Here is a 21020-nt window from a genome sequence, read left to right on the forward strand (position 1 = left end):
TTCACCGCTACGCCTTCCTCGTACGTTCTGAGCACCTTCGTGCAACCGCGCTGCACTTCTCTTCAAAACTTTGCATTCTGTGCAATTGCCGATCGGCTGCAGAGCCCCACAGCCCGCCTGGGCTGCAGGTTCGTTTGCACTACATCCGGATTTGCACAAAAAAAGGACACAAGGCCCGTCGGCGGGAGGGGGATAAGTGCTTTTTTATGATTTTTTTTTTTAGTTTCGCTATTTTCAAGCGATGATGGCTGTGCCGAGCTATTCAGCGAGAGGGGATGAGTATGAATAACCACACGGGGATGTGTATTTACTGCAAAGAATCCAATGATTTTAATACTGAGCACGTTATTTCAGCGGGTCTTGGGGGAGATGACAATAACTATAAATTGGATGGACTTGTTTGCTTTGAGTGCAACTCAAAATTATTTTCTGGTCTGGAAGCGACATTATTGCGGCATTCGCTGGTTGGGTTGGCTAGATGGCATAATCAGCCTAAAGGGAGAGGGAAGTCTTTTTCTAGATACTCGGCAAATGGATCAGTCCTAATAGATAGCGAGGAGCGTTTGTTTCTAGAAATTGATTATGCCTGCAGCGGGGAATTTACAATCCTCCCACAAGTAATATTTAAAAATGATAGCGAGACAAAATACTCAGCAAGCTCTCTAGCCCCTCTTGTCAGTTTTGGCGAGAAAGCATTAAACATCCTCAAACAAAATAACGTATCTGTAATTTCAAAAAACAAAAATTCATGCCCGGCAAGTTTTCTGATATCCAACTATGTTATTTCCGAGAACAAATTCAAATCGGATGGCACGTTTACTCTATCTAAACCTCCTGCGCTAGGAATTTGGCTGGAACCCTTAACGAGTAAAGATAAAGACGGCATAAGTTATCATTCTCGGCTATTTCAAATGAAAGATGGGCAAATTGTTCTTAAAATTAAAGACAACTCTAAAATCGAATATTATTTAGAGCGACTCCGCAAAAGCCTGCCAGAGGTTGCTGACATGGAAGCTGGAGTAGTGTCAAAAAAATTCGAGCGCCCTGTTATAGGTTCTTCATCTATGTGGAGTGGGGAATGCGACAGAGCCATAGCGAAAATTGGATTTAATTTGTTAATACATAACATGGGATCAATATTCGCAAGCCACCCTTGCTTCGATGATGTAAAGAGCTCAATTTTGACAGGCAATCCAAAGCTGCCTTGTTCTTTGGGTGATGGAAAAAACATAGTAGAAGTATTGGAGAACCCCCCTAGCGATAGCCACGTCATAATGATGGCAAGTGGCACTAGTCAAGATGGCGGGATTTACCTTGTTGTTTTATTCAGATTTTATGGCATGGGCACTCAAACTGTTTTTCTTGCTCGCGATAACGTGCCTCATCATATAGAGACTATGATTTATACAGTTAGATACAATGAGCATAAGATATCCGAGTCAACACTCAGCGATTATCTTATTGCCAACTACGACCTTGTATCCAATGCATTTTTACCAAGAAATGAATAATTAGGCTTTTCTCACATAACTATAGGTCTAAGTTTAGATGCCAGCCCAGACACGATGTCAACGTTTAGGGTGAATGCTTCAGCATCGGTTGGACTCGGCATCGGCCCTGGCATATGCGTATGCCCCGCCAGTTGCGTGTTCATCTCCTGCACTAGGTCGAGCAAATCACAAACCACCTTAAACAGGTTCACGCTTTCCGAACCGATCCAGTTTTTTGGTGCGACCAACCGCTGGCCATCCCCCGCCACGCTCTTGCGCAGGCCCTCGATCCGCTCCTGCATATCGCCACCCACGGTGGCGTTGTACTTATCACCAACCACCAAATTCAAGTCGCGGCCTGTGGCCTGGTGCAAGTCATCTACAGCCGCCACGCTCATTGACCCGCCTGAAAGCAGTTTCATGGCACCCATCGCTTCGAGTGTTTTTACACCGCCGACCTTCTCTTTTGAATGGTCATCCACTTCTTGGGTGTGGCTTTGATAGTGCTCCTGGTTGTCCAGGGCCTGCACTTCGCGATCCGCTGAAAAGTCCTGTATACGGCCATCGGTCTGCCGCGACCAGTTGCCGTCGGCGTCTACGCGCTGCTGGGCAGTTTCGCTGTGCTGCCAGACTTGATCCCCTTTGGGCACCTTAGGCAGGCTCAGGCCGTGGGGCAATATGGTCTGGATAAAGGGCTTGCTGGGCATGCCATAGGCGAAGTTGACCACCACCGTGGTGCCTTCCCCCGGGAAGCCGAAAAAGCCCATCTCATCACCGCCCACGGACACTGGTAGCGGTACACCGGCCAGAATCGGCAGGTTGGGGTCGGGTTCGCCGTCTTCGGCCAGTACCTGCAGGTCTACCGCGTACCGGGGCCGAAAGTTGTCGCAGATGCCGGACTGCGCCGGGGCATCGGCCACGCCTTGCACCAGGGCGAATCTGGGCAGGTGGTAGCCGCCGCTCAGCTCGGGAAATTGACGTTCTACAGCGCGTTTTATTGCTTCTTCCACTTCAAACCCATTTGATTCGCGGCCAGCGACACCGAAACGATGCGTTGTGCCTGGTTAAAGGTTGCACCAGGACGAATGCCTGGCATGGCGGCGACCATGGCGCTTTCGTTGCCCTGGTAGCCGTCGAACAATTCGATTGGCAGCTGCAGCGGCTCCCGGGCACCAAAAAAACTGTCGGCCCAACTGCCAACAAAGACTTCGCCGTCGCCCTGCTGCTGCCAGATCGGGTCGGGGATGCTGAACACCCGGGCCAGGCTGTCCATGGCTTGAATGCCGGTGGCCAGGTTGTAAAAGAACGGGGCTTTGACCTTGGCATAGGGCTGGTCAGGCACGCGGAACGTGAGCCCGGTCTTGTTGCTGATAGCGGTCAGGACGGCGCGCAGATCCACATGGCGCAGGTTTAGCGGCAGCGGCTGACTCAGGATCGCAGCCAGCTCGCGGCAGAACAGCACCTGCTCGACGGCGTTCACGCTGGTACTGTGCTCGACGTAGCCAATGAAAAACCGCTGCAGCGGCTTGTCGTTGTAACCAATGTCCAGCGTCACCAATCCTTTTAACGGAGCTTTGGCTTGCACCGTGAACGAGGCTCGCCCCGGGGTACGCAGTTCTAGCCGGACATCGTCTTTAACCAGCGGGTACGTGGTGCCGCCGATGGTCAGCACTTTGTGCAGTTTCATGGCGGTCAGCCCATCCAGTTATCAATTTTTTTCAGCACGGCTTCAAAGCCGGTCAGCTCTTGCCCGGGCTTTTCCGGATCACTGCCGTTCTCACCGGCAACGCCTTGCCCGGGCGCCGACTGACTGGCCACGGTGTTGCCCGTGCGACGGCCTTCTACCCGCTCGGGGTTGCTCAGCTTCTCGGTCAGCGTGAACTGGATCAGCCAGGCCTGCAGCGTGTCGTGTTCCCGGGAGCTGACCCCGTCGCTGAATTGCACCTGGCGCATGCCGAATGCGGCGGCCGTGTCGTGAACGATGCGATAGGTTTTGAGTTGGCCACCGCTCTCTGTTGCCTCGGCCAGGCGCATCAGCGTGCGCAACCAGTCCGCATCGGCATGCCGGATAAGCCCGGAAAAGGTCAGAGTTTTGGGCTTGAAACCGGTGTGGGCCTTGTCGCTGTTGCTGGTCTGACCCGACATATCCCCGCTTTCAATGCGCAGATTTGCCGTGGCTTTCATGTTTTTGCAGCGCACTTGTTCGCCATCAAGTAGCAGCGTCATAGGCCGATCATCTCCTGTACAAAGCTCAGCCCTTTGCGCGATCCCACCAGCACCATGCCAGCGCAGATCCCCCATTCATGGCCCGGGGCTTGGCCTTCCAGCAGTTGGGCACTCAGCTCGGCGCCGTTCCCGGGGCCGATCAGGCGGCATTGCATGGTGGTTTCAGCGGTGCTCCCGGTCAGCAGCTGCTGCAGCTCGGCCAGCTTTCGGTCGTGGGCTTGGGCCTGAGTGGCTTTGCGTGCAGCCAGGGCCGCCAAGTCGGCCATGGGCGAGCTGTCAGCGGCGTAGCCCTCCAGCGCCGCCAGTTGGCTGGACAGCGCCTGGCTTGCGGCTTTGGTCACGGTGCAACGCTCCAGGGGCATCTGCCCCCAGCGCGGCAGCGCACCGGCAGAAGGTAGCTCCCACTTTTCCGCCTCCAGCTTGAATAACTGCTGGGCACGGCGCTGGGCGCGCTCCAGATCCGGAAACGGTAGCAAGGCGTTGAACCGCGCCAGGGTGGCGGCGAACTGGTCATATCGAGTGCCCAGGAACAGGATCACCAACGCGTATTGCTGGCCGATGGGTAGCCCGGTGTCGTGGCTGTCCTTAAGTTTGGCGCTCAGCAGCTGCAGCAGGTTCGGCGCGGCCAACGCACGCAATAAGCCGGTGCCCTGACCAACCCCACTCTGGAACGGTGTCACTACCAGGCACGCCGGGACTTCGCCCAGGGCGTCAGCCATTGCCGAGCGCCCGGCCTCGATCCCCTGCTTTGCAAGTTCAGCAACCGGCCCCGGGCTGGTGGTGGCCATGCTCTTGAGCGTTTCGAGGCGTGACGCGGTGCTGGCCAGCTCAGATCCGGCCATCTGTTTGGCGGTGGACAGCTGGCTCAGCCATTGGGTTGACTGGCTTGGCCAGCGCATGGTGACGGGCGCCCAGCTCATGCTTGGCCTGCTGCCCAGCTCACCGCCTTGATCGCGGCTAGGTCGTTGGCGGTCAGGGCCACATCCAGCTGGTCTTTGAGCAACAGGGCTTTTTGCTGGCAGGTCAGCCGGTGATGGTTGAACGCGGCACTGACTAGGTGCAACTGCTCGGCGGTGTGCTCGCGGTAGGCTTTGACGCCCAGGGCATCACGGCAGGCCAGGTGCCCGTCGTTGCCCAGTACCACCTGGCTAGTCAGGTTGACCTGGTCAATCAGGGTACTGTCGTAGCAGTGTGTTTCCCCCAGGACATCGCAGGAAAAACCCATTGTGATTGCTTGTTCACAGGCCGCATTTACCGCGTCCAACTGTTCGGCGTGACGAATTTTTACCAGTGCCGGCACATCGTCAACCCACTGGCCTTTGCTCCATACCTGATGCTCACCGGGTGCTTTCAAGGTGTAACCTTTTGGCAGTGGCGCAGGGGTTTCGATCAGCAACGGCTGCCCGGTGATCTTGTGATAGACGATCTCGCCCTGGTACGACTCGATCAGCTTCCACGCCTTGCCATTCCAATGGGCCGCTTGGTGTGCAGGGATCGCTGGGGGCGCTACTTCCACGCAGCCGCCCGGGATCAACCAGACATCTGGCTCTAAAGGGCAGCGGTCAGCACAGGTTTCACCTGTGTAGATCCCATGATGATCAGTCTGAAAAACGATTTTGGTGTCCATATCGGGTCTCAATACTTAATGCAGGCTAGGAAGGCAGTGTTTTGCGGGCGTGTTTCTGCGCCCCCGAAATAACCAATGGTGATGGCGTGGCTGTGATCGCCGACTGATCCAATGGAAATATTGTGTGTATGCGCCCCTTCCCTTGACGTCGTCGAGTAGCTGTAAGGGATATAGGTCAGGTCATCCCCGGATGTCAGGACTTCTCCCGAAGATCCATCGGGCCCAACAGAGCCTTCCTTGACCTTGTGTGTATGAGCCCCCTGCATGTCGCTGGATGCACCATGTGTGTGCCCACCTGCTCCTGCCGCACTACCCGTGTGGTTGTGGCTGCGGATCTCGTCTGCCTGATTACTGCCCAGTTGTCGCCCTAGGTCGATGCCTCTTCCGTCATCCAAAAAACGTGGAAATAGTCCACGTGAATCTCGAAGGTTGAAGGTATTAACACCATCGCCTGCACCGAAACGTGTTCCGATCTTGGCGAACAAACGAGCGTAAACAGTTCGCGATACCGCCGCGCCGTTTTCCTTTAGCCACCCCATAGGTGCATTTGGAGTTGAAAACAGTCCTGTCATGCCGACCATGTCCTCTTCCAATTGCAGCCTGAGATTCTGCAGTGCCTTAGTCGTCGCCAGGATGGCGCTGTTGTTGGCCTTTGGATCATCGCTTTTAGCGTTGGGCAACTCACTGAGCCCGACGTCCTCTTTTGTAGTGCCCCGGGCTCGCAGCTTTTCATAGTCGCCATTGCGTAAGGCCAGATGCTCGATCAAGGCAACGTCGACCGGTTGAGGCAGACGCAAATCGGTCACAGTGTTGGAGTTGGGCAGATCCGCGATCGGCACGAAGTAATGACGGGTACCGGCGCTGTCGGTTTTGTCGACCAGGTTTGCGCCAAAGACCACCTGGCAGGTGGTGACCATATCGCTGCCCTTGCGCTGTAAAGCGACCTCCAGCCAGGCTTTGGATGGCACGTTGGCCACGTTGATGATGGTCGGCTCGGTCTGCACAACGCGAATGCCTTCAACGTAGGCAATACCCGGCTTGAGCTGATAGCTGCTACCTGTTTTGACCAACTGCAGGCCACTGTCGAAAAAACACGCTCGACCAAAAAAGTCGCGATTGTGCAGCCGCTCGCGCTCATCGATGCCGCCTAGGCGGACGGTAAAATCGTGTTGCCAGGTACTGGCGTCGATCGTGATGCCGGTCATGGCCTGGGCGCCGCTGAAGGCGACCATAAAGTTTCGGGTCAGGTTGTTGCCAACCTGGTACGGGTGCCGGTTCTTGCGCTTTTGCTGCACGGGCACGTACGCCACGGCCAACAGAACGTTTTCAGCAGTCTGCAGCCCTACCCAGTTGAAGTCCCAGTCGCCTACGTCAGAACCCAGCATCACGCTGTAGACCACCTGATTGGGGGTCACGTAGCCCGATCGCTGAATGGGGGCCGTGTGGACGATTTGCGCTGCAGGCGGCAGGGTTGAGGCGCGATCCACTTCGCTTTCGGGGTTCAAGCCTGGGATGAGTGCGAACACAAAACGGCTGACTTCCAGCGCTTTCTGTTCACCATGCTTTTTCGCGATAAGATTTTCACCCGCGATCGTGATGTTTGAAGACATACGTCTACCTGTTCAGTAATTTTTAAGCGTGTGGATGGCGGTCGAAAATGCTCGCCCCGGGGCCAAGTTGTTTAAGCAAGATGTACATGCCCAGGCCGCGCAGGATCTCCCCGGCCCAGAAACCGAAGAACATGCCGTTATCCGTTCCCAGGCGAACCGCCGGACTCCAGCAACCGTTCATGGGTTGACCAGGTACAGGCGTTACCACGTAGTTGTTTTGCAGCTCGGTGACGCATGCCTCAATCAACGTGTTCAGCTGCGGGTGCTCACAGCCCGCCATGGCAGCCATGCAGGCGCCGGACAACCACAGGCCGGTCATGTGCCCGGTGAAGTCGTCAGGCACTGGCTGGGGAACGCTGGTCATTGGAAAGTCGGTGGGCAGTACGCCGTTGTGCTGGCTGACAAACTCGCCCAACCAGTTGATCCAGTTGCCGACATACGCCTTCAACTTTTCCGGTACAGGTTTGCCGTCCTCGACCAGTTGCTGCCAGGCACGGCATGCGCCCTGAAATGCTCGAGGCTGGTAGCCTGACCAAGCAGTGCCATCACCCCAGTGATTCATGGTGAAGGTGTCCGGTGTGCCGTACTTGAAGTTGTCCCAACGGTTCCACACGTAGCAGGCGTCAGCGAACCATTCCTCACCGTCGGCGGCATTGCCCATCTGGTTGGCGCTGCCCAGTAGCGGCACGTGCAACGGGCGGTTGTGCTGCACCGCGTTGCGCGGGATGTACTGCCCGCCGAACTCCACCGGTTGGCGCGTGGCGTAATTGAATGGGTACTCGCCCTGCAGCGTGGTGTCCCTGAGCTGGACGGAGCCAAACTCGGCCGCATCATGTCCGGTGGACAGCTCGCGACCGTTGGCATCGATCTTTTGCCCCGTCCAGACAATCACCCAATCCACGTCGAACTGTTTACCGTCGGCGCTCCAGTCGGTCGAACCATCCTCTTTGCGAGCTTTTACGGACGCATTGATTGCGTTCCAGGCCAGATCCCCTTCAAAGGCAAAGGTGGCCTTGTCCAGGTACTCACCCCAGTGCGGCGCACCGTGTGGAATGCGGGTGAAACCGTCGACAAACTCAAAGGGCACGCCTTTAAAACCGCTTTGCGTCGGGTTCACCGGATCGATCGGCCAGTTGGCCAACACCGGTTCCTTGGCGTTAACAATCCAGTTGGCAATCCAGCGCGACGGTGTATCCGGGATGGGCTGGCCAGCGTAGAAATACGTAAGGTACGCATCCCAGTGCTTGCGAGCTGCAGCCAGATACTCGGCTTCGCCCGTGGGGGGGATTGATGGCGTTTCGATGGAAGGGTCAACAGCCGCAAAGAGGCTGAACATCCGGGTCAGCAGACGAGTCAGCTTGCCGATCTCACCCACTGGGTCTTCCTCTTTCAGTTTCCCCAGAGGCCCAAAGGCCACAGAGGCCGCAAAATAAGCGGGTTGGCCGGTTTTGCGGGAAAAGTAGAGTTCCTGGGTGCCCAGGCTGGCCGGGGAATCGGTCACCGCCAACCCGGTCAGATACGCCTTACCAGTGTTGGCAAAGTCCGGAGTGACCTCGATGCTGGTGAACAGTTTTTCACCCTGATCATTGAGGTAAAGCAGCCGCTGGTTTGGCTTCAACTGGGCTTCCAGAGCCACTTGGCCAGGCTGCAAATCTTCCGCATCCTCAACCAGACGCACGGCAAACACGGTGCCGTGGGAACCAGGCCAGCGTTCGTGTTCGCTCCAGATCGAAGCGGTATAGGTGGTGGTGCTGTAGGTCTCAGCGATATCACGCAGTTCCTGGGGAAGGATTACTCGACCGTCAACGGTCGGGCCGCTGGTGGCGACACGTTTCCAGAACGAAACAAGGGAACGGGGCATGGGCGATAACTGCGCTCAATCGGTTGAATGAGCCGCCACGATAAGGAGCCATTCGGCCTCAAACAAACGATTCAACTGCGCGTTCCTCCTATATTCGACTTATAGGAGGAACGCGGAATTTAACACCGCGTTTACCGCGTTTTCGCCGCATAGACTGCGGCCCATGCTCTATTCAACCGAAGTAAAAGAAGCTGCTAAACGCCTGTTTCTACGCCGCTGTAAGGCGAAGGAAATTCAGGCGCAACTCAACCTGCCCAACATCCGGATCGTCTACTACTGGATTCGCCAGGGCGGTTGGGAGGACATGCTGTCGGATGAAGAACCGCTGACGGCGATCGGCCGACGGATCACCCTGCTACTGGACAAGGCCACGAGCCTCTCCAAGGACGACCTGAACGAGCTGGACCGGTTGACCACCATTCGCGAGCGACTTCTTAAACAAGCCACCAAGCCATCACTGGCCCCAAACGTTGACGATCCGGCAGAACCCCAGGAGCGCCGCCAAGGCTCACGAGGGGAGCGTTCCGGTCGTAGGGACAGTGGCGACAAAAAACGGGAAAAGAAGGCCAAGAACGATATCAGCGGCCTGACCGAAGTGGACTTCCTGGATAAGTTCATCTCCAAGATGTACGGCTACCAAAAGGAACTGTTCGCGGCTAAGCAAAACCCGCTGACCTGCCGGATCCGCAACATTCTCAAAAGTCGCCAGGTCGGGCTGACTTACTACTTCGCCGGCGAAGCCTTCATGGACGCGGTGTTGTCGACGCCGCTGACAAAGCGAAAACCGTGCGGTGCTGGATTTTTCAGGCTGCGTGATACCGCTCAAAGAGGGCGTTCGGATTCAAGTTCAGAGAGTTATACACATACTGTAAACTTTAAAGAGGTGAAGGAGTGATTAAGCTAGATCGTTTCATACGTGAAAAGGATGTCTTGGAGATCACCTCACTCTCCCGCACAACTCTTTGGCGCGAGGTCAAACGAGGGCGCTTTCCAAAGCCTGTTGTTATCTCGGCCGGGCGTGTCGGCTGGAGGGAATCTGCTTTAGCTACTTGGCAGCAGAACCCCGAAGAATGGAAAGCATTAAATACATCTGAGGCCGCGTGAGCGGCTTCATCTATTAGCACTTACTTAACCCCTAACAAAATCACTAGCCACTTACTCAATCATCCCCATTATAATTCTCAATTTCTTCTTGACTCATAATATAAGAAATTCCATTTTTTTCTCTTGCCCACTCCTGGACATCCTTGGCAACTCCCTCATACCCTGGAAATAGGGTAGAACCACTGACACCAAACTTTGAGCACAAAGACATCAACTCAGGGACTTCCTGAACAGGCAACGTCATTTTCATCAATGGCGGACAAGCTGAAAACTCCATAGCCGCATATATCTCATCAATATCTTCAAGGTAAATTTTTGTATACTCGCACAACCCCAGATCAGAATTGATTTGCATTGTGAAAACACCAGACTGGGCAGCTAGGTTCTTACTCGTCCCACCCGGCGGATCGATTATCCTGATCTTCTGCCAAGATTTTCTAGAGCTTATATCCAACGCCCATATTGCGACTTCTGGCTGTCCGGTTATTTCATAACTAGCCGAAGCTCCAGCGAAATATGCAGCAACATAACTTCTGCGGCTCCAGTCAAGAAGTCGAGTTGGAACTCCATGATGCTGTGCAGCAGCTAAAACCTCATAAAATCCTTTCGGAGGCCACATAACAGTCTTGTCAACAATACTATCTACCCCTCCATCCAACTCACCTTTTAGCTTTTCGCTATAGCCCGGCACTACCAATCCTGCTTTATCACAGCCCTCTAAAAACCTCTTGAGAATTGCCAGTTCAAACTCGACCTGTTCGAGACTAGTTGTACCAAAAATTCGATATGGGCTTTTACCTGCAAAAGATCCTTCTCCACTTCTACAAGCTGAAGGAATCAATCCATAATTAGAGTCACCTTGCCCTCTAAATATGTACTGCCCAGAAGACCACAAATTATTCAACGGGGAAAGAAAATCTATTAAATCACGAGCAGCACAAAACTCATAAAGCTTAAACCTCTTCGGCTCTTCAGAGCGTAAATCCTTAAACACTTACCACCTCCTCCATAAGCCAATCACACCACAAACTTAGCGCCTGACTTTTTTCTCTAAAATAATCATATCTGTCGTAATGTTTTGATGATACATCATTAAATGCATGTCCTTGGACTCGATCTCGAAGTTCTTTATCCAAGCCTGCTACGCCCATCAGGGTTTTGCAGGTGCGGCGCAAATCGCGCAGCGTGAAAGCCCCGTTAAACTTCTCAGTGTGCCGACCATAGAGCTTAGTGACTGCACGAGACAACGAATTGGCATGCAATGACGTGTCCTTGGCTTTTCCTTCAAAGGGGTAAGCGCTGTTCTCGCTGACCTCATTCATTACATGCAGACAACCCCGCATCAGATCGTTGTAAGGCACGGTGTGCAAGGTACGTTCCCCCTCAACACCTTTGTTGCTGCGGATAATCAAGTGATCGGAAAAGTAGTTTCTACGCTCTGTCGCCAGTAACTGTTCGGGTCGTTGGCCACCTGAAGCGATCAAGAATTTAATCAGCTCCGACGTGACCAGGCTCAAATGCTCAGGCAGCAGCTGCCACAGCGTGGCGAGTTCTTCTTTTGACAGAGCGCGGTTGCCCGGTTTCTCCCAGTCAGCCTGTACCGGAACGCTGGCCACCGGGTTGCTGGTGATGCCAAATTTCAGATTCGCCTTCTGGTAGCTACGGGGGTTGAACTCTTGTTCAAGTCCAACCTGGAAGGCTGCATGCAGTTGAGATCGGACGCGGTTGCAGTAAGTCGTGATACCCGCAGCAATCATCTTGCTGATGATGTCGCGTATCTCCGCAGGGCCAATCAGCGACACCGGACGATTGACTAGATCAGGGAAGGGCTCAATCACATAGTGCTTGAACGACCACTTCACATCAGCCGCCGAGGCAGCGCCCTCCCCTTCCAGCTTGGTAATGTAGGCATCGAGCAGATTTTTGAAGGTGCCCGCAGATATCTGTATTTCCTTTTCTGCGCGGCACAGGTCACGGGCAGCCGACAGGCCCAGGGTGGGATAGACGCCCAGCTTCGACTTGATCTTCTTGCCGTTTAACCGGCGCTGAAAATAGAACTCCTTTGTTCCGTTGGGTCGAACTCGCAACATAAGAACACCCTCGCCCCTGGCACTGCGGCCATCGGAGACGGTGTATTCCTTTTCTTCAGGCTTCATTGCCTTGATTTGTTTTTCGGTGAGCATCTGGGGGCCGTTACTGGGGGCCGTTGGCCTGAAATTTGGGGGTAGCCGGTGAAACAGCATGAAATGACCGACTCGCCGCTAAGGCCCATTCCTGCGGGCTTTGCGGAGTGCAAGCATACATCCCGAGACACTACGAAACACCACCCGCCCAAGATTCCCAAGCTGATCACGCGGGTTCGATTCCCGCCACCCGCTCCACTTTTGCTTCCATGGAAACTCCCAAATTCCATAAGCAGCTCAAAGTAAGAATCCATTCTTCAAGTCAAAATCCCCCACACTGCACTACGCCTCAAACGCTGACTTTTCTCACCGGTGCTGAAGTGCGCTGACGTGTTTCCCACTGTGCAGCCAACCCCACAACCACATCGGACTCAGGAAGCATCTTGCACCCACGAACCAGATCTGCGGCCCGCTCGGCCAGCATGATGGTAGGAGCGTTGAGGTTGCCGTTCGGCTCTGTCGGGAATACAGACGAGTCGATCACACGTAAACCCTCGACCCCGCGCACTCGCAGTTGTGAATCCACCACTGCCATATCGTCCTCCCCCATGCGGCACGAACCACAAGGGTGGTAGGTGCTTTCCAGATTTTCGCGTACGAAGGCATCGATCTCGGCATCGCTGTTCACGTTCGGTCCTGGTGCAATCTCGGTGTCACGGAAACGGTCCATAGCGGGTTGGCCAATGATTTCCCGGGTCAGGCGCACGCAACGTCGAAAACCTTCGCGGTCCTCTTCGCGTTGCAAGTAGTTGAACAGAATCTCAGGATGCTCATAGGGATCCGCCGAACGAAGCCGTACATGGCCACGACTCTTGGGTTTGTTCGGCCCGGTGAGCACCATAAAGCCGTGGCCCTTGATCGGTTTTTTGCCGTCATAGCGCATGGCAGCGGGCAAGAAGTGAAACTGAATATCCGGCCAGCGCAGACCCTGTTCGGAACGGATAAAACCGCCAGCTTCAAAGTGGTTGGTTGCTCCGAGCCCGTCCTTGCACAGCAACCAGCGCAGGCCAATCGTCAGTTTGCTCAGGGGGTCCATTTTGCTGTTGAGGGTGACCGGTTCCTTGCAGCCGTACTGGATGTAGATTTCCGAGTGATCCTGAAGGTTCTCGCCCACTCCAGGCAGATCGTGCAGCACCTCTACCCCGGCCTTTTCGAGCACTACCGAGGGGCCGATTCCGGAGCGTTGCAACAGATGCGGCGAGCCAATCGGCCCCGCGCAAATCAGCACTTCGCGCTTGCAGTAAACCGTGTGGGTCTGGCCGTCACGGTCGTAGCTGACGCCCACTGCGCGCTGGCCGTCGAGAATGATCTGACGGGTCATCGCCAGGGTGATCACAGTCAAATTGGGACGCTGCATGGCAGGTCGTAAATAGGCATTGGCCGTAGAGCAACGAACGCCGTCTTTGACCGTCATATGCATGGCGCCAAAGCCTTCCTGCATGTAGCCATTGCAGTCATCGGTCTTGATGTATCCCGCTTCGGCACCGGCATCGACCCAAGCCCCGTACAGCGGGTTTTTCATCTTGTTGCCGCTGGTGGTATGCAGCGGGCCGCTGCCTCCGCGATACTCGTCACCGCCCGCTTCACAACTCTCGGCACGCTTGAAGTACGGTAGGCAATTGCGATAGCCCCAGCCCTCTGCGCCCAAGGATTCCCACTCGTCAAAGTCAAAAGCATGGCCACGGATATAGACCAGCCCGTTGATAGACGACGAGCCACCCAGCACCTTGCCCCGCGGACAATGAATGCGACGGCCATCGAGGTAAGGCTCGGGCTCGGACTCATAGCGCCAGTTGTATTTGGTGGTGTTCATCGGGATCGAAAACGCACTCGGCATCTGGATCACCACACTGCGATCGCTACCGCCGTATTCGAGCACCAGAACCTGAGTATCGAGGTCTTCGGTCAGCCGATTGGCCAACACGCATCCGGCAGAGCCTGCGCCAATGATGATGTAATCAAAATCTTTGATCGACATGTCTATCTCCCAAAATTCGTAATGCCGGACAGCGGCGCAAGCGGCATCGCTGCCTTGTCCCCGGTGGTGAAATGCGGATGCGTCAGTTCGATCCCCTGAATGACGGCTTCTTCGTTTTTGAGATCGATCGAGCGGCTTAACCAGTAGTACACAAGCCCCGACACGATGAGCCCGACCAGCCAGGCGATATCTATATTGCCCAGAGCCTTGGCCAGCGGGCCGACATAGACTTCCTTCTGCGCCACCCCATCAAAGATGTAGAAGAACGGGATCATCGCGACGAAACCAATGGCATATGAAGCGAGGCCACGCATGCCCCAACTGCCATAGAGGCTGTCGTGCGGCGTGAAAAAGTGCGGGATGGCATAGCGCCCCTTGCGCACAAAGAAGTAGTCGGTGAGGTTCACGGCCGTCCATGGCACCAGGAAATACAGCATCACCACCAGATAGATCCCCAGCACCGACAAACCTTTGTCCGACCCCTGAAGGCTCAGCGACACACCCAGTTGCAGCAGGATCACAAAAGCGATTGCGAGGATACGTGCCCTGCGCGTCGGCTCGATGTGTTTGATCGAGTCCACGCACGTCAAGGTGGTCAGCTTGGCGCTGTAAATGTTCATGGCGATAACCGGCAAAAACACCAGAATGGTCACACCGACCACAACAATGCCCATCAAGGGGGAGACGGTGTTGCCCACTTGCGACAGCGCAACCAGAACGTTACTCGCATGCAGGTGATCGGCCAGCCAGGCACCCACGGCAATCATCCAGGCACCGGACAGAGAAGCGCCGAGAAACACCACCGCGATCAGTTTCCCGCTATGGGTGTTCTTGGGCAGGTAGCGTGAGTAGTCGGATACGTATGGCGCATAGGCAATGTTGTAACTGGCGGCTGCGGCAAACTGGGTGATAAAGCCGGTCCAGTTAAAACCCAAAGGTGCCGGGGTTGCCTCACCCGCAGCGAGCAGCGGCATCGGTGCATCGGGCACCCAATTCATCATTACTGCCAGCGTCACCAGACCGTAGAGCGGGATCGACAGAAACAGCGCCCACTTGAAACTGCGGTGCATCCAGTCATGTCCCAGAATCGCCAGCACCGTCGCTGGCACCGTCACGGCCAGCGCCACAATCAGCGGGTTGAAACCGAAGAGCTCCTTGAGGCCCTGCATCATCAACACCATGTTGACAATGTTGAAACCGGCGAACACAAACAGCGTGGCCAACAGTGCCAAAATCACCCCGCGATAACCGAACTGGGCCCGCGACTGGATCATCTGCGGCAAACCCAAGTGCGGCCCTTGGGAGCCGTGAAATGCCATGAACAAAGTGCCAAACATGATGCCCAGCGTGCCGGCCAGGATGGTCCATAAGGCACTCAGCCCAACACTGGGGCCAACGAAACCTATGGTCATGGTGAAGAATGTGAAGTTACCAAGAAACCAGAACGGTCCCTGGCTGGACAGTTTGTCGGTGCGCTCGCTTTCGGGAATAAAGTCGATCGAGTGCCCTTCGACAGCCGATTTGTGAAGAGTGTCCATGATGTACTCGCAAAGGTAGTGAAGATCATGACCAGATAACCGACCTGCTCCGGCACGCACTGGAGTGCGTCTTTTCAGAGTCGCGTCAGGCGCCCGACGAACCAGAGTCACAAGACTCTCAGGGCAGCGTTATCCACACCGCTTTGGTTTCCAGCAGGTAATCGAGCTGTTCAGCGCCCAGATCCTTGCCAAAACCCGATTGCTTGTAACCTCCGAACGGCATCGAAGGGTCTATGGTGCCGTGGGCATTGACGTACACCGAACCGGCCCGGAGCCGCGGAATCAGGCTGTGTACGCGACCCAGGTCATTGGAGTACAGCGCTGCGGCCAGGCCGAACGGAGAGTCGTTGGCCAGCGCCAGAGCTTCTTCTTCATCATCGAACGGCGCGGTAACCAGCACCGGGCCGAATATCTCCTCCTGAACGATCTGCATATCGTTGCGACAATGAGCAAAGATCGTCGGCTCGACGAAGTAGCCAGGACCTTGGACTGGCTGTCCGCCATAGACCAGCTCGGCACCTTCGCGCTTGCCGATTTCGATGTAGTCCAACACCCGTTGTTTCTGCAATGCAGAAACCAGCGGGCTGATAAAGCAGTCGGGGTCCAGCCCCGGCGCCATCTTCAGGGTCCGAGTGTAGGCAATCAACTCACTCAGGAAGCTGTCGTAAATACTGCGATGTACGTAGGCCCGAGTACCCGCATCGCATACCTGGCCCGAGTTGAAAAACACCCCGTTGGCAATCGCCTGAGCCGCCGCTGGCACATCGGCATCGGCCAGCACGATAACCGGGGACTTGCCGCCCAGTTCCAGGGTAAGTCGCTTCATGTCATCCAGTGCCGCCTGCCCGACAGTGCGACCAACGGGGGTCGAGCCGGTAAAGGTCAGTTTATCGATACCCGGATGGGTCGCCATCGCTGCACCAACGACATTACCGCGCCCGGTCACAATGTTAACCACACCGTCAGGGATGCCCGCTTGCTGCACCAGTTCTGCAAAGCGCAAGGCCGACAGTGACGTCAGCTCGGCCGGTTTGACCACCACTGTGCAGCCGGTGGCCAACGCGGCACCGAGCTTCCAGGCCATGGTTTGCAAAGGGAAGTTCCACGGCACGATGGCGCCCACAACACCGATCGGCTCCTTGCGGGTATAGGCCAGATAGTTACCGGGTAGCGACGGTTCTACAGTTCGTCCATGAATCTTGGTCGCCCACCCGGCGAAATAGCGCAGCGTGTCCACCGTACCCTGCAAGTCGACAGCACGGGCACCGGACACCGATTTACCCATATCGATGGACTCGATTTCAGCCAGCTCATCAGCATTTTCTTCAATCAGATCGGCCAGCCGATGCATCAGCCGCTCGCGCTCCAGCGGCTTGAGCTGACGCCAGGCGCCACCGTCAAACTGCGCCCGAGCAGCCTGCACGGCGCGGTCCAGATCCGCGGTGGTGCCCATGGGAATGCGAGTCAAAACGCACTCGGTCGATGGTTCAATCACGTCAGACGTTTGCCCGTCGCTTGCCTCGACCCACTCTCCAGCAATAAACATTTTCTGGTGTTTGGTGAGAAATCTTTGCGTCGCTTCGCTCACACCGAATGTTTGCAAATACTGCTTGACGGTCATGTCCATTTTTATTCTCTCGGGCCGGGGTGAAGGTCACGCCAAGCCTCTTGGGTTCAAGACTCGATCCGGGGCTGCACACTGATCCCCGACGTGTTGCGCATATCAGAGTTCGCGTGCCTTGGCCCGCTCGTGGTAGATGAAACCGATGCTGTTGAGCAGCAATTGCGCGGCCAGAATCGAGGTCACACCGGCCTGGTCATACACCGGCGCAACCTCCACCAGATCCATGCCGATAATGTTGCCTTTGCTGCGTTTGGCCAGGGCCTGGATAATTTCCAGTACCTCGTAGTACAAGAAACCACCGTGGCTCGGGGTTCCCGTGCCAGGTGCAATGGAAGGGTCAAAACCATCGATATCGATGGTGATGTAGTATTTGACCCCTTGCGGGATCAGTTCCAGTACGCCCTCGGTGCCGAGGCGGCGCACATCGCGAACAGAAAGTACTTTGGAGCCGGAAGCGTAGGCGGCCTCATAGTCATCGCGGTTGGACGACGACACGTTACGGATGCCCATTTGGGTCATGCCGACAATGTGGTTCATTTCCGAAGCACGGCGCAGCGGGTTGCCATGGCCATATCGAACGCCATGCCGCTCGTCGACAAAATCCAGATGCGCATCAAAATGCACGATATGAATCGGTCCCTTGCCCTCGAACGCCTTGATCACCGGGGCATGTACGGAATGATCCCCCCCCAGAACCACCGGCATGGCACCGGCTTCGAGAATCTTGCGTACCGCGAATTCGATATTGTCGTTACTGGCATTCATGTCGGTGTGGATAATATCTGCATCCCCCACATCCACCATGCGCACATCCTGAGCGGTCAGGTACATAACGTCATCTTCGTGATCGTATGCACCCGCATGACCGAAGGAAAACAGCGTCGATGCCTCACGAATCCCGCGTGGACCAAAACGTGCCCCGGAGCGCCATTGCGTTCCCATGTCATTGGGCGCTCCGAGGATCGCCACGTCGGCATCAAGGGCATCCCAATCGGTGCAGACCGGGGCCTTGCCAAACGTACAGTGACCCACGAACGGAAGGTTCAAACGGCCGGATTCATACCCATTCTTAGACATAGTGATGTATCTCCAGTTCTTGTTATTGGCGAGGACAGTGCTGGTAAGCGTCCCCTGCTGGAGTGACTATGAGCGCAGGTTTTGATGGAAAAAATGCTAATCATCCGATACTCATATCGGGCTATCCGATGCATCAAGAGAAGGGAGTACCGGAGTGAATCAACTACACACCGTAGATCTGAAACTGCTCAGGGTCTTTGTCGAGATCGTAAAATGCGGAGGGTTTTCTGCGGCACAAGCGGCCTTGAATATCGGCCAGTCGACCATCAGCGAACAAATGACCCACCTCGAAACCCGGCTCGGGGTAAAACTGTGCCAGCGCGGCCGTAGTGGCTTTCGCCTGACCGAACAAGGCGTGGCCATTTACGAATCCACCCAGCGCCTGCTGATGGCCGTGGACTCCTTTTGCCTGGATGCCGGTGTGCTCAAACAGAACATCACCGGCAAGCTGAATCTGGGCATCATCGACTCCACCATCAGCGACCCCGGCTCGCCCCTGCCCAGAACCACGCAGCGTTTTGTTTCCCGCGGCCACGATGTACACCTCAACGTTTATGTCGGTACCCCGGCAGAGCTGGAAGAGCGAGTACTCGACAACCGTTTGCACCTGGCCATAGGGCACTTCCCCAACCCCGTGTCGGGGCTTGAATATTCACCGCTGTACCATGAAGCTCTCGGGTTGTACTGCGGGCGCCGCCACCCATTGTTCGCAAGTACTGCAGAAAGTGACGAGTTACTGGAGGAAATCGGCGAAAGTCGTATCGTGGCCCGGGGCTTTATGCAGCAATACGATCTGGATAGTCTGGGAGTGAGCAAGGCGGCAGCCACCGTCGACAATATCGAGGCACTGGCCATTCTGATCATATCGGGAGCCTACCTGGGCTTTCTGCCCAATCACTTTGCGGCCCAGTGGGTCAAGACCGGCGAGATGCAGCAACTTGCACCCAACACGCTTTGCCTGACCTCCCCTTTTGATGTGATCACCCGACGGGGCGTCGCCCCGCCACCGATTCTACGAGTGTTTCTGGAAGACCTGGCCGCCATACGTGACGACGCGCAACTCTGAGTACCTGAGTACGCAATAACAATAATTGAGGCAAAACCCCATGAAATCCCCCGGTGGTCGGCTCCTTACCGGCATCGCGCTGGATCGTGCCAGCCCAACGCCCCTGTATCGTCAACTGTACTTGCAAATTCGCCAGCAGATTCTCGCTGGTCGCCTGCAAGGAGGTACTCGGCTGCCCTCCACGCGGACCTTGTGCAAAGAACAGGCGCTGTCGCGAATTACCATCCTGAACGCTTTCGATCAGCTGATTGCCGAGGGGTTTCTGGTTTCACGGCCCGGTGCGGGCACTTATGTCGGAGCCGAGTGGGAAAGCCGCGAAACCACGACTGACGAACTGCGTAAGCCCCCGCGCCTGTCGAGCCTGAGCCAATCGGTGCTGTCCTTGCGCAGCGATCATTTCAGCGGGATTTCCTACGAGACCTGGGAACCAAACTGTCCGACCTCTTTCCTCCCAAGCCAGGGCGCCTTCGATGCTTTCCCGCTGCATGTGTGGAAGCGCTTGATGAACCGGCATCTGTGCCAACCGACCAAGGCAATACTCGGTTATGGCGAGGTAAAGGGGTTGCTGCGGTTGCGCGAGGCGATTGCCGAATACGTCTATGACGCTCGCGGAATCGAATGCGAGGCCAGCCAGGTAGTTATCGTCTCGGGCGCCCAGCAAGCGTTCAACTTGCTGGGCATGTTGTTGCTCGACCCCCAGGACAGCATCTGGATGGAAGACCCCGGCCATATTGCTGCGCGCATTGCCCTCCAGGCCCAAGGTTGCCGGGTGGTGCCATTACGGATTGATGAACAGGGTATCGACGTGCAGCAAGGCCTGCGTGAATGCCCAGAGGCGCGACTGGCGTTTACGACTCCGTCACGCCAGCACCCGCTCGGCACGACAATGAGCTATGCACGGCGCCAGGAATTGATCGAGTGGGCTGATCGGGGCAATCGCTGGATCATCGAGGACGATTGCGACAGCGAGTTCACCTATGGCTCGCGCCCACTGCCGGCCCTCTATGCAATGGACCAATGGGCCCGCGTCATCTACGTCGGCACGTTCAGCAAAGTGCTCTACCCGTCATTACGGCTGGGTTACGTAATACTCCCGCAAGCGCTGGTCGATCCCTTCTGCGCCATGCGTGCCGTCATGGATCGTAGCCCGTCCACGCAGCTACAGGCAGTCACGGCAGACTTTATCCGCGAAGGCCATTTCCTCGGCCATATCCGCCGCATGCGCGCGCTGTATCAGGCTCGTCAAGAGTGTTTATTGAGCACACTGCAGCAACGTTTGGGCAACTTTATGCAGCTCAAACCCGTGAGTGCTGGCATGCATCTGATCGGCTGGCTCGCCCCAGAACTGGATGACGCGGCCATCGCCAAGGAACTGGCCCGGCACCAGATTCATACCTACGCCCTGAGCGACTACTGCGTACAGCGTTATCTGCCCCCAGGTCTGCTGATCGGCTTTGCCGGCACCCCGGTAGAACAGGCCGAAGAGAAAGTCGAAGCGCTGGCTCAGGCGCTGCTGAAAATGGGCCACTCACTACAAAGTGGTCATAAGAATTAAAAAATAATGGCTCTATAGATAGAACCACCCTGGTGCGATAAAGGCCCTACCGACTGATTCGGTGCCTGTACCAGGAATAAT

The 21020-nt window shown here is 55.8% G+C and carries 16 protein-coding genes and 2 pseudogenes; 5 read left to right on the forward strand and 13 right to left on the reverse strand.

The annotated features are described in order from the left end of the window. Nucleotides 1-275 precede the first annotated feature (275 nt). Nucleotides 276-1511: an HNH endonuclease gene (locus V6L79_RS22100; protein ID WP_338579518.1), complete on the forward strand. Its 1236-nt coding sequence runs from the start codon at nt 276-278 to the stop codon at nt 1509-1511. A gap of 11 nt (nt 1512-1522) precedes the next feature. On the opposite strand, the gene V6L79_RS22105 is transcribed toward V6L79_RS22100, so the two are convergent. The 7 genes and pseudogenes from V6L79_RS22105 to V6L79_RS22135 all read right to left on the reverse strand — a co-directional run. Continuing rightward, the gene (locus V6L79_RS22105) at nt 1523-2500 is read right to left on the reverse strand and encodes a hypothetical protein (protein ID WP_338579519.1); all 978 of its coding nucleotides are present in this window, start codon (nt 2498-2500) and stop codon (nt 1523-1525) included. Continuing rightward, nucleotides 2485-3177 carry a hypothetical protein gene (locus V6L79_RS22110; RefSeq protein WP_338579520.1) on the reverse strand — a complete coding sequence of 231 codons (693 nt, stop codon included), beginning with the start codon at nt 3175-3177 and terminating at the stop codon, nt 2485-2487. The genes V6L79_RS22105 and V6L79_RS22110 overlap by 16 nt, the downstream gene beginning before the upstream one ends. 5 nt (nt 3178-3182) lie before the next feature. Continuing rightward, nucleotides 3183-3716: a DNA-binding protein gene (locus V6L79_RS22115; protein ID WP_338579521.1), complete on the reverse strand. Its 534-nt coding sequence runs from the start codon at nt 3714-3716 to the stop codon at nt 3183-3185. Beyond that, nucleotides 3713-4636 carry a hypothetical protein gene (locus V6L79_RS22120; RefSeq protein WP_338579522.1) on the reverse strand — a complete coding sequence of 308 codons (924 nt, stop codon included), beginning with the start codon at nt 4634-4636 and terminating at the stop codon, nt 3713-3715. Before V6L79_RS22120 ends, V6L79_RS22115 begins: the two co-directional genes overlap by 4 nt. Further along, the gene (locus V6L79_RS22125) at nt 4633-5343 is read right to left on the reverse strand and encodes a phage tail protein (protein WP_338579523.1); all 711 of its coding nucleotides are present in this window, start codon (nt 5341-5343) and stop codon (nt 4633-4635) included. Before V6L79_RS22125 ends, V6L79_RS22120 begins: the two co-directional genes overlap by 4 nt. Before the next feature lie 8 nt (nt 5344-5351). After that, complete coding sequence (locus V6L79_RS22130; protein ID WP_338579524.1) at nt 5352-6953, reverse strand: phage tail protein; 1602 nt, start codon at nt 6951-6953, stop codon at nt 5352-5354. Nucleotides 6954-8220: 1267 nt separating this feature from the next. Next, nucleotides 8221-8814, reverse strand: a pseudogene (locus V6L79_RS22135) (GPO family capsid scaffolding protein); the annotation flags it as partial. A 163-nt stretch (nt 8815-8977) separates the two neighbouring features. On the opposite strand from V6L79_RS22135, the pseudogene V6L79_RS22140 reads away from it, so the two are divergent. Together V6L79_RS22140 and V6L79_RS22145 are read left to right on the forward strand one after the other, a co-directional pair. After that, nucleotides 8978-9577, forward strand: a pseudogene (locus V6L79_RS22140) (terminase); the annotation flags it as partial. 128 nt (nt 9578-9705) lie between these two features. Further along, nucleotides 9706-9918 carry an AlpA family phage regulatory protein gene (locus tag V6L79_RS22145; protein ID WP_338579525.1) on the forward strand — a complete coding sequence of 71 codons (213 nt, stop codon included), beginning with the start codon at nt 9706-9708 and terminating at the stop codon, nt 9916-9918. A gap of 55 nt (nt 9919-9973) precedes the next feature. On the opposite strand, the gene V6L79_RS22150 is transcribed toward V6L79_RS22145, so the two are convergent. The 6 genes from V6L79_RS22150 to speB form a co-directional block, all read right to left on the reverse strand. Further along, nucleotides 9974-10912, reverse strand: a complete 939-nt coding sequence (locus V6L79_RS22150; protein ID WP_338579526.1) for an FRG domain-containing protein — start codon at nt 10910-10912, stop codon at nt 9974-9976. After that, nucleotides 10905-12101, reverse strand: coding sequence for an integrase family protein (locus V6L79_RS22155; RefSeq protein WP_338579527.1), 1197 nt, complete (start codon nt 12099-12101; stop codon nt 10905-10907). Before V6L79_RS22155 ends, V6L79_RS22150 begins: the two co-directional genes overlap by 8 nt. A gap of 289 nt (nt 12102-12390) precedes the next feature. Next, entirely contained in the window at nt 12391-14079 is a 1689-nt protein-coding gene (gene betA / locus V6L79_RS22160) for a choline dehydrogenase (RefSeq protein ID WP_261739412.1), read from the reverse strand. 2 nt (nt 14080-14081) lie between these two features. Next, complete coding sequence (locus V6L79_RS22165) at nt 14082-15617, reverse strand: cytosine permease (protein ID WP_338579528.1); 1536 nt, start codon at nt 15615-15617, stop codon at nt 14082-14084. 118 nt (nt 15618-15735) lie between these two features. After that, nucleotides 15736-17244 carry an aldehyde dehydrogenase family protein gene (locus V6L79_RS22170; protein WP_321834317.1) on the reverse strand — a complete coding sequence of 503 codons (1509 nt, stop codon included), beginning with the start codon at nt 17242-17244 and terminating at the stop codon, nt 15736-15738. Between the two features lie 96 nt (nt 17245-17340). Next, nucleotides 17341-18318: an agmatinase gene (gene speB / locus V6L79_RS22175; RefSeq protein ID WP_261739414.1), complete on the reverse strand. Its 978-nt coding sequence runs from the start codon at nt 18316-18318 to the stop codon at nt 17341-17343. 154 nt (nt 18319-18472) lie between these two features. Between speB and V6L79_RS22180 the strand changes: the two genes are divergently transcribed. After that, entirely contained in the window at nt 18473-19384 is a 912-nt protein-coding gene (locus V6L79_RS22180) for a LysR family transcriptional regulator (RefSeq protein WP_261739415.1), read from the forward strand. Nucleotides 19385-19424: 40 nt separating this feature from the next. After that, nucleotides 19425-20939 carry a PLP-dependent aminotransferase family protein gene (locus tag V6L79_RS22185; protein WP_338579529.1) on the forward strand — a complete coding sequence of 505 codons (1515 nt, stop codon included), beginning with the start codon at nt 19425-19427 and terminating at the stop codon, nt 20937-20939. The last annotated feature ends 81 nt before the right edge of the window (nt 20940-21020 follow it).

The organism is Pseudomonas sp. ML2-2023-6 (genome assembly GCF_037055265.1).
In the GTDB taxonomy this organism is placed as follows: domain Bacteria; phylum Pseudomonadota; class Gammaproteobacteria; order Pseudomonadales; family Pseudomonadaceae; genus Aquipseudomonas; species Aquipseudomonas kulmbachensis.

Bases quoted from the DNA above. Each gene is read 5' to 3' on its own strand.
- V6L79_RS22100 (WP_338579518.1), top strand. From the start codon at position 276: ATGAGTATGAATAACCACACGGGGATGTGTATTTACTGCAAAGAATCC.
- V6L79_RS22130 (WP_338579524.1), bottom strand. From the start codon at position 6,953: ATGTCTTCAAACATCACGATCGCGGGTGAAAATCTTATCGCGAAAAAG.
- V6L79_RS22115 (WP_338579521.1), bottom strand. From the start codon at position 3,716: ATGACGCTGCTACTTGATGGCGAACAAGTGCGCTGCAAAAACATGAAA.
- V6L79_RS22125 (WP_338579523.1), bottom strand. From the start codon at position 5,343: ATGGACACCAAAATCGTTTTTCAGACTGATCATCATGGGATCTACACA.
- V6L79_RS22155 (WP_338579527.1), bottom strand. From the start codon at position 12,101: ATGCTCACCGAAAAACAAATCAAGGCAATGAAGCCTGAAGAAAAGGAA.
- V6L79_RS22165 (WP_338579528.1), bottom strand. From the start codon at position 15,617: ATGGACACTCTTCACAAATCGGCTGTCGAAGGGCACTCGATCGACTTT.
- V6L79_RS22185 (WP_338579529.1), top strand. From the start codon at position 19,425: ATGAAATCCCCCGGTGGTCGGCTCCTTACCGGCATCGCGCTGGATCGT.
- speB (WP_261739414.1), bottom strand. From the start codon at position 18,318: ATGTCTAAGAATGGGTATGAATCCGGCCGTTTGAACCTTCCGTTCGTG.
- betA (WP_261739412.1), bottom strand. From the start codon at position 14,079: ATGTCGATCAAAGATTTTGATTACATCATCATTGGCGCAGGCTCTGCC.
- V6L79_RS22120 (WP_338579522.1), bottom strand. From the start codon at position 4,636: ATGAGCTGGGCGCCCGTCACCATGCGCTGGCCAAGCCAGTCAACCCAA.
- V6L79_RS22110 (WP_338579520.1), bottom strand. From the start codon at position 3,177: ATGAAACTGCACAAAGTGCTGACCATCGGCGGCACCACGTACCCGCTG.
- V6L79_RS22170 (WP_321834317.1), bottom strand. From the start codon at position 17,244: ATGGACATGACCGTCAAGCAGTATTTGCAAACATTCGGTGTGAGCGAA.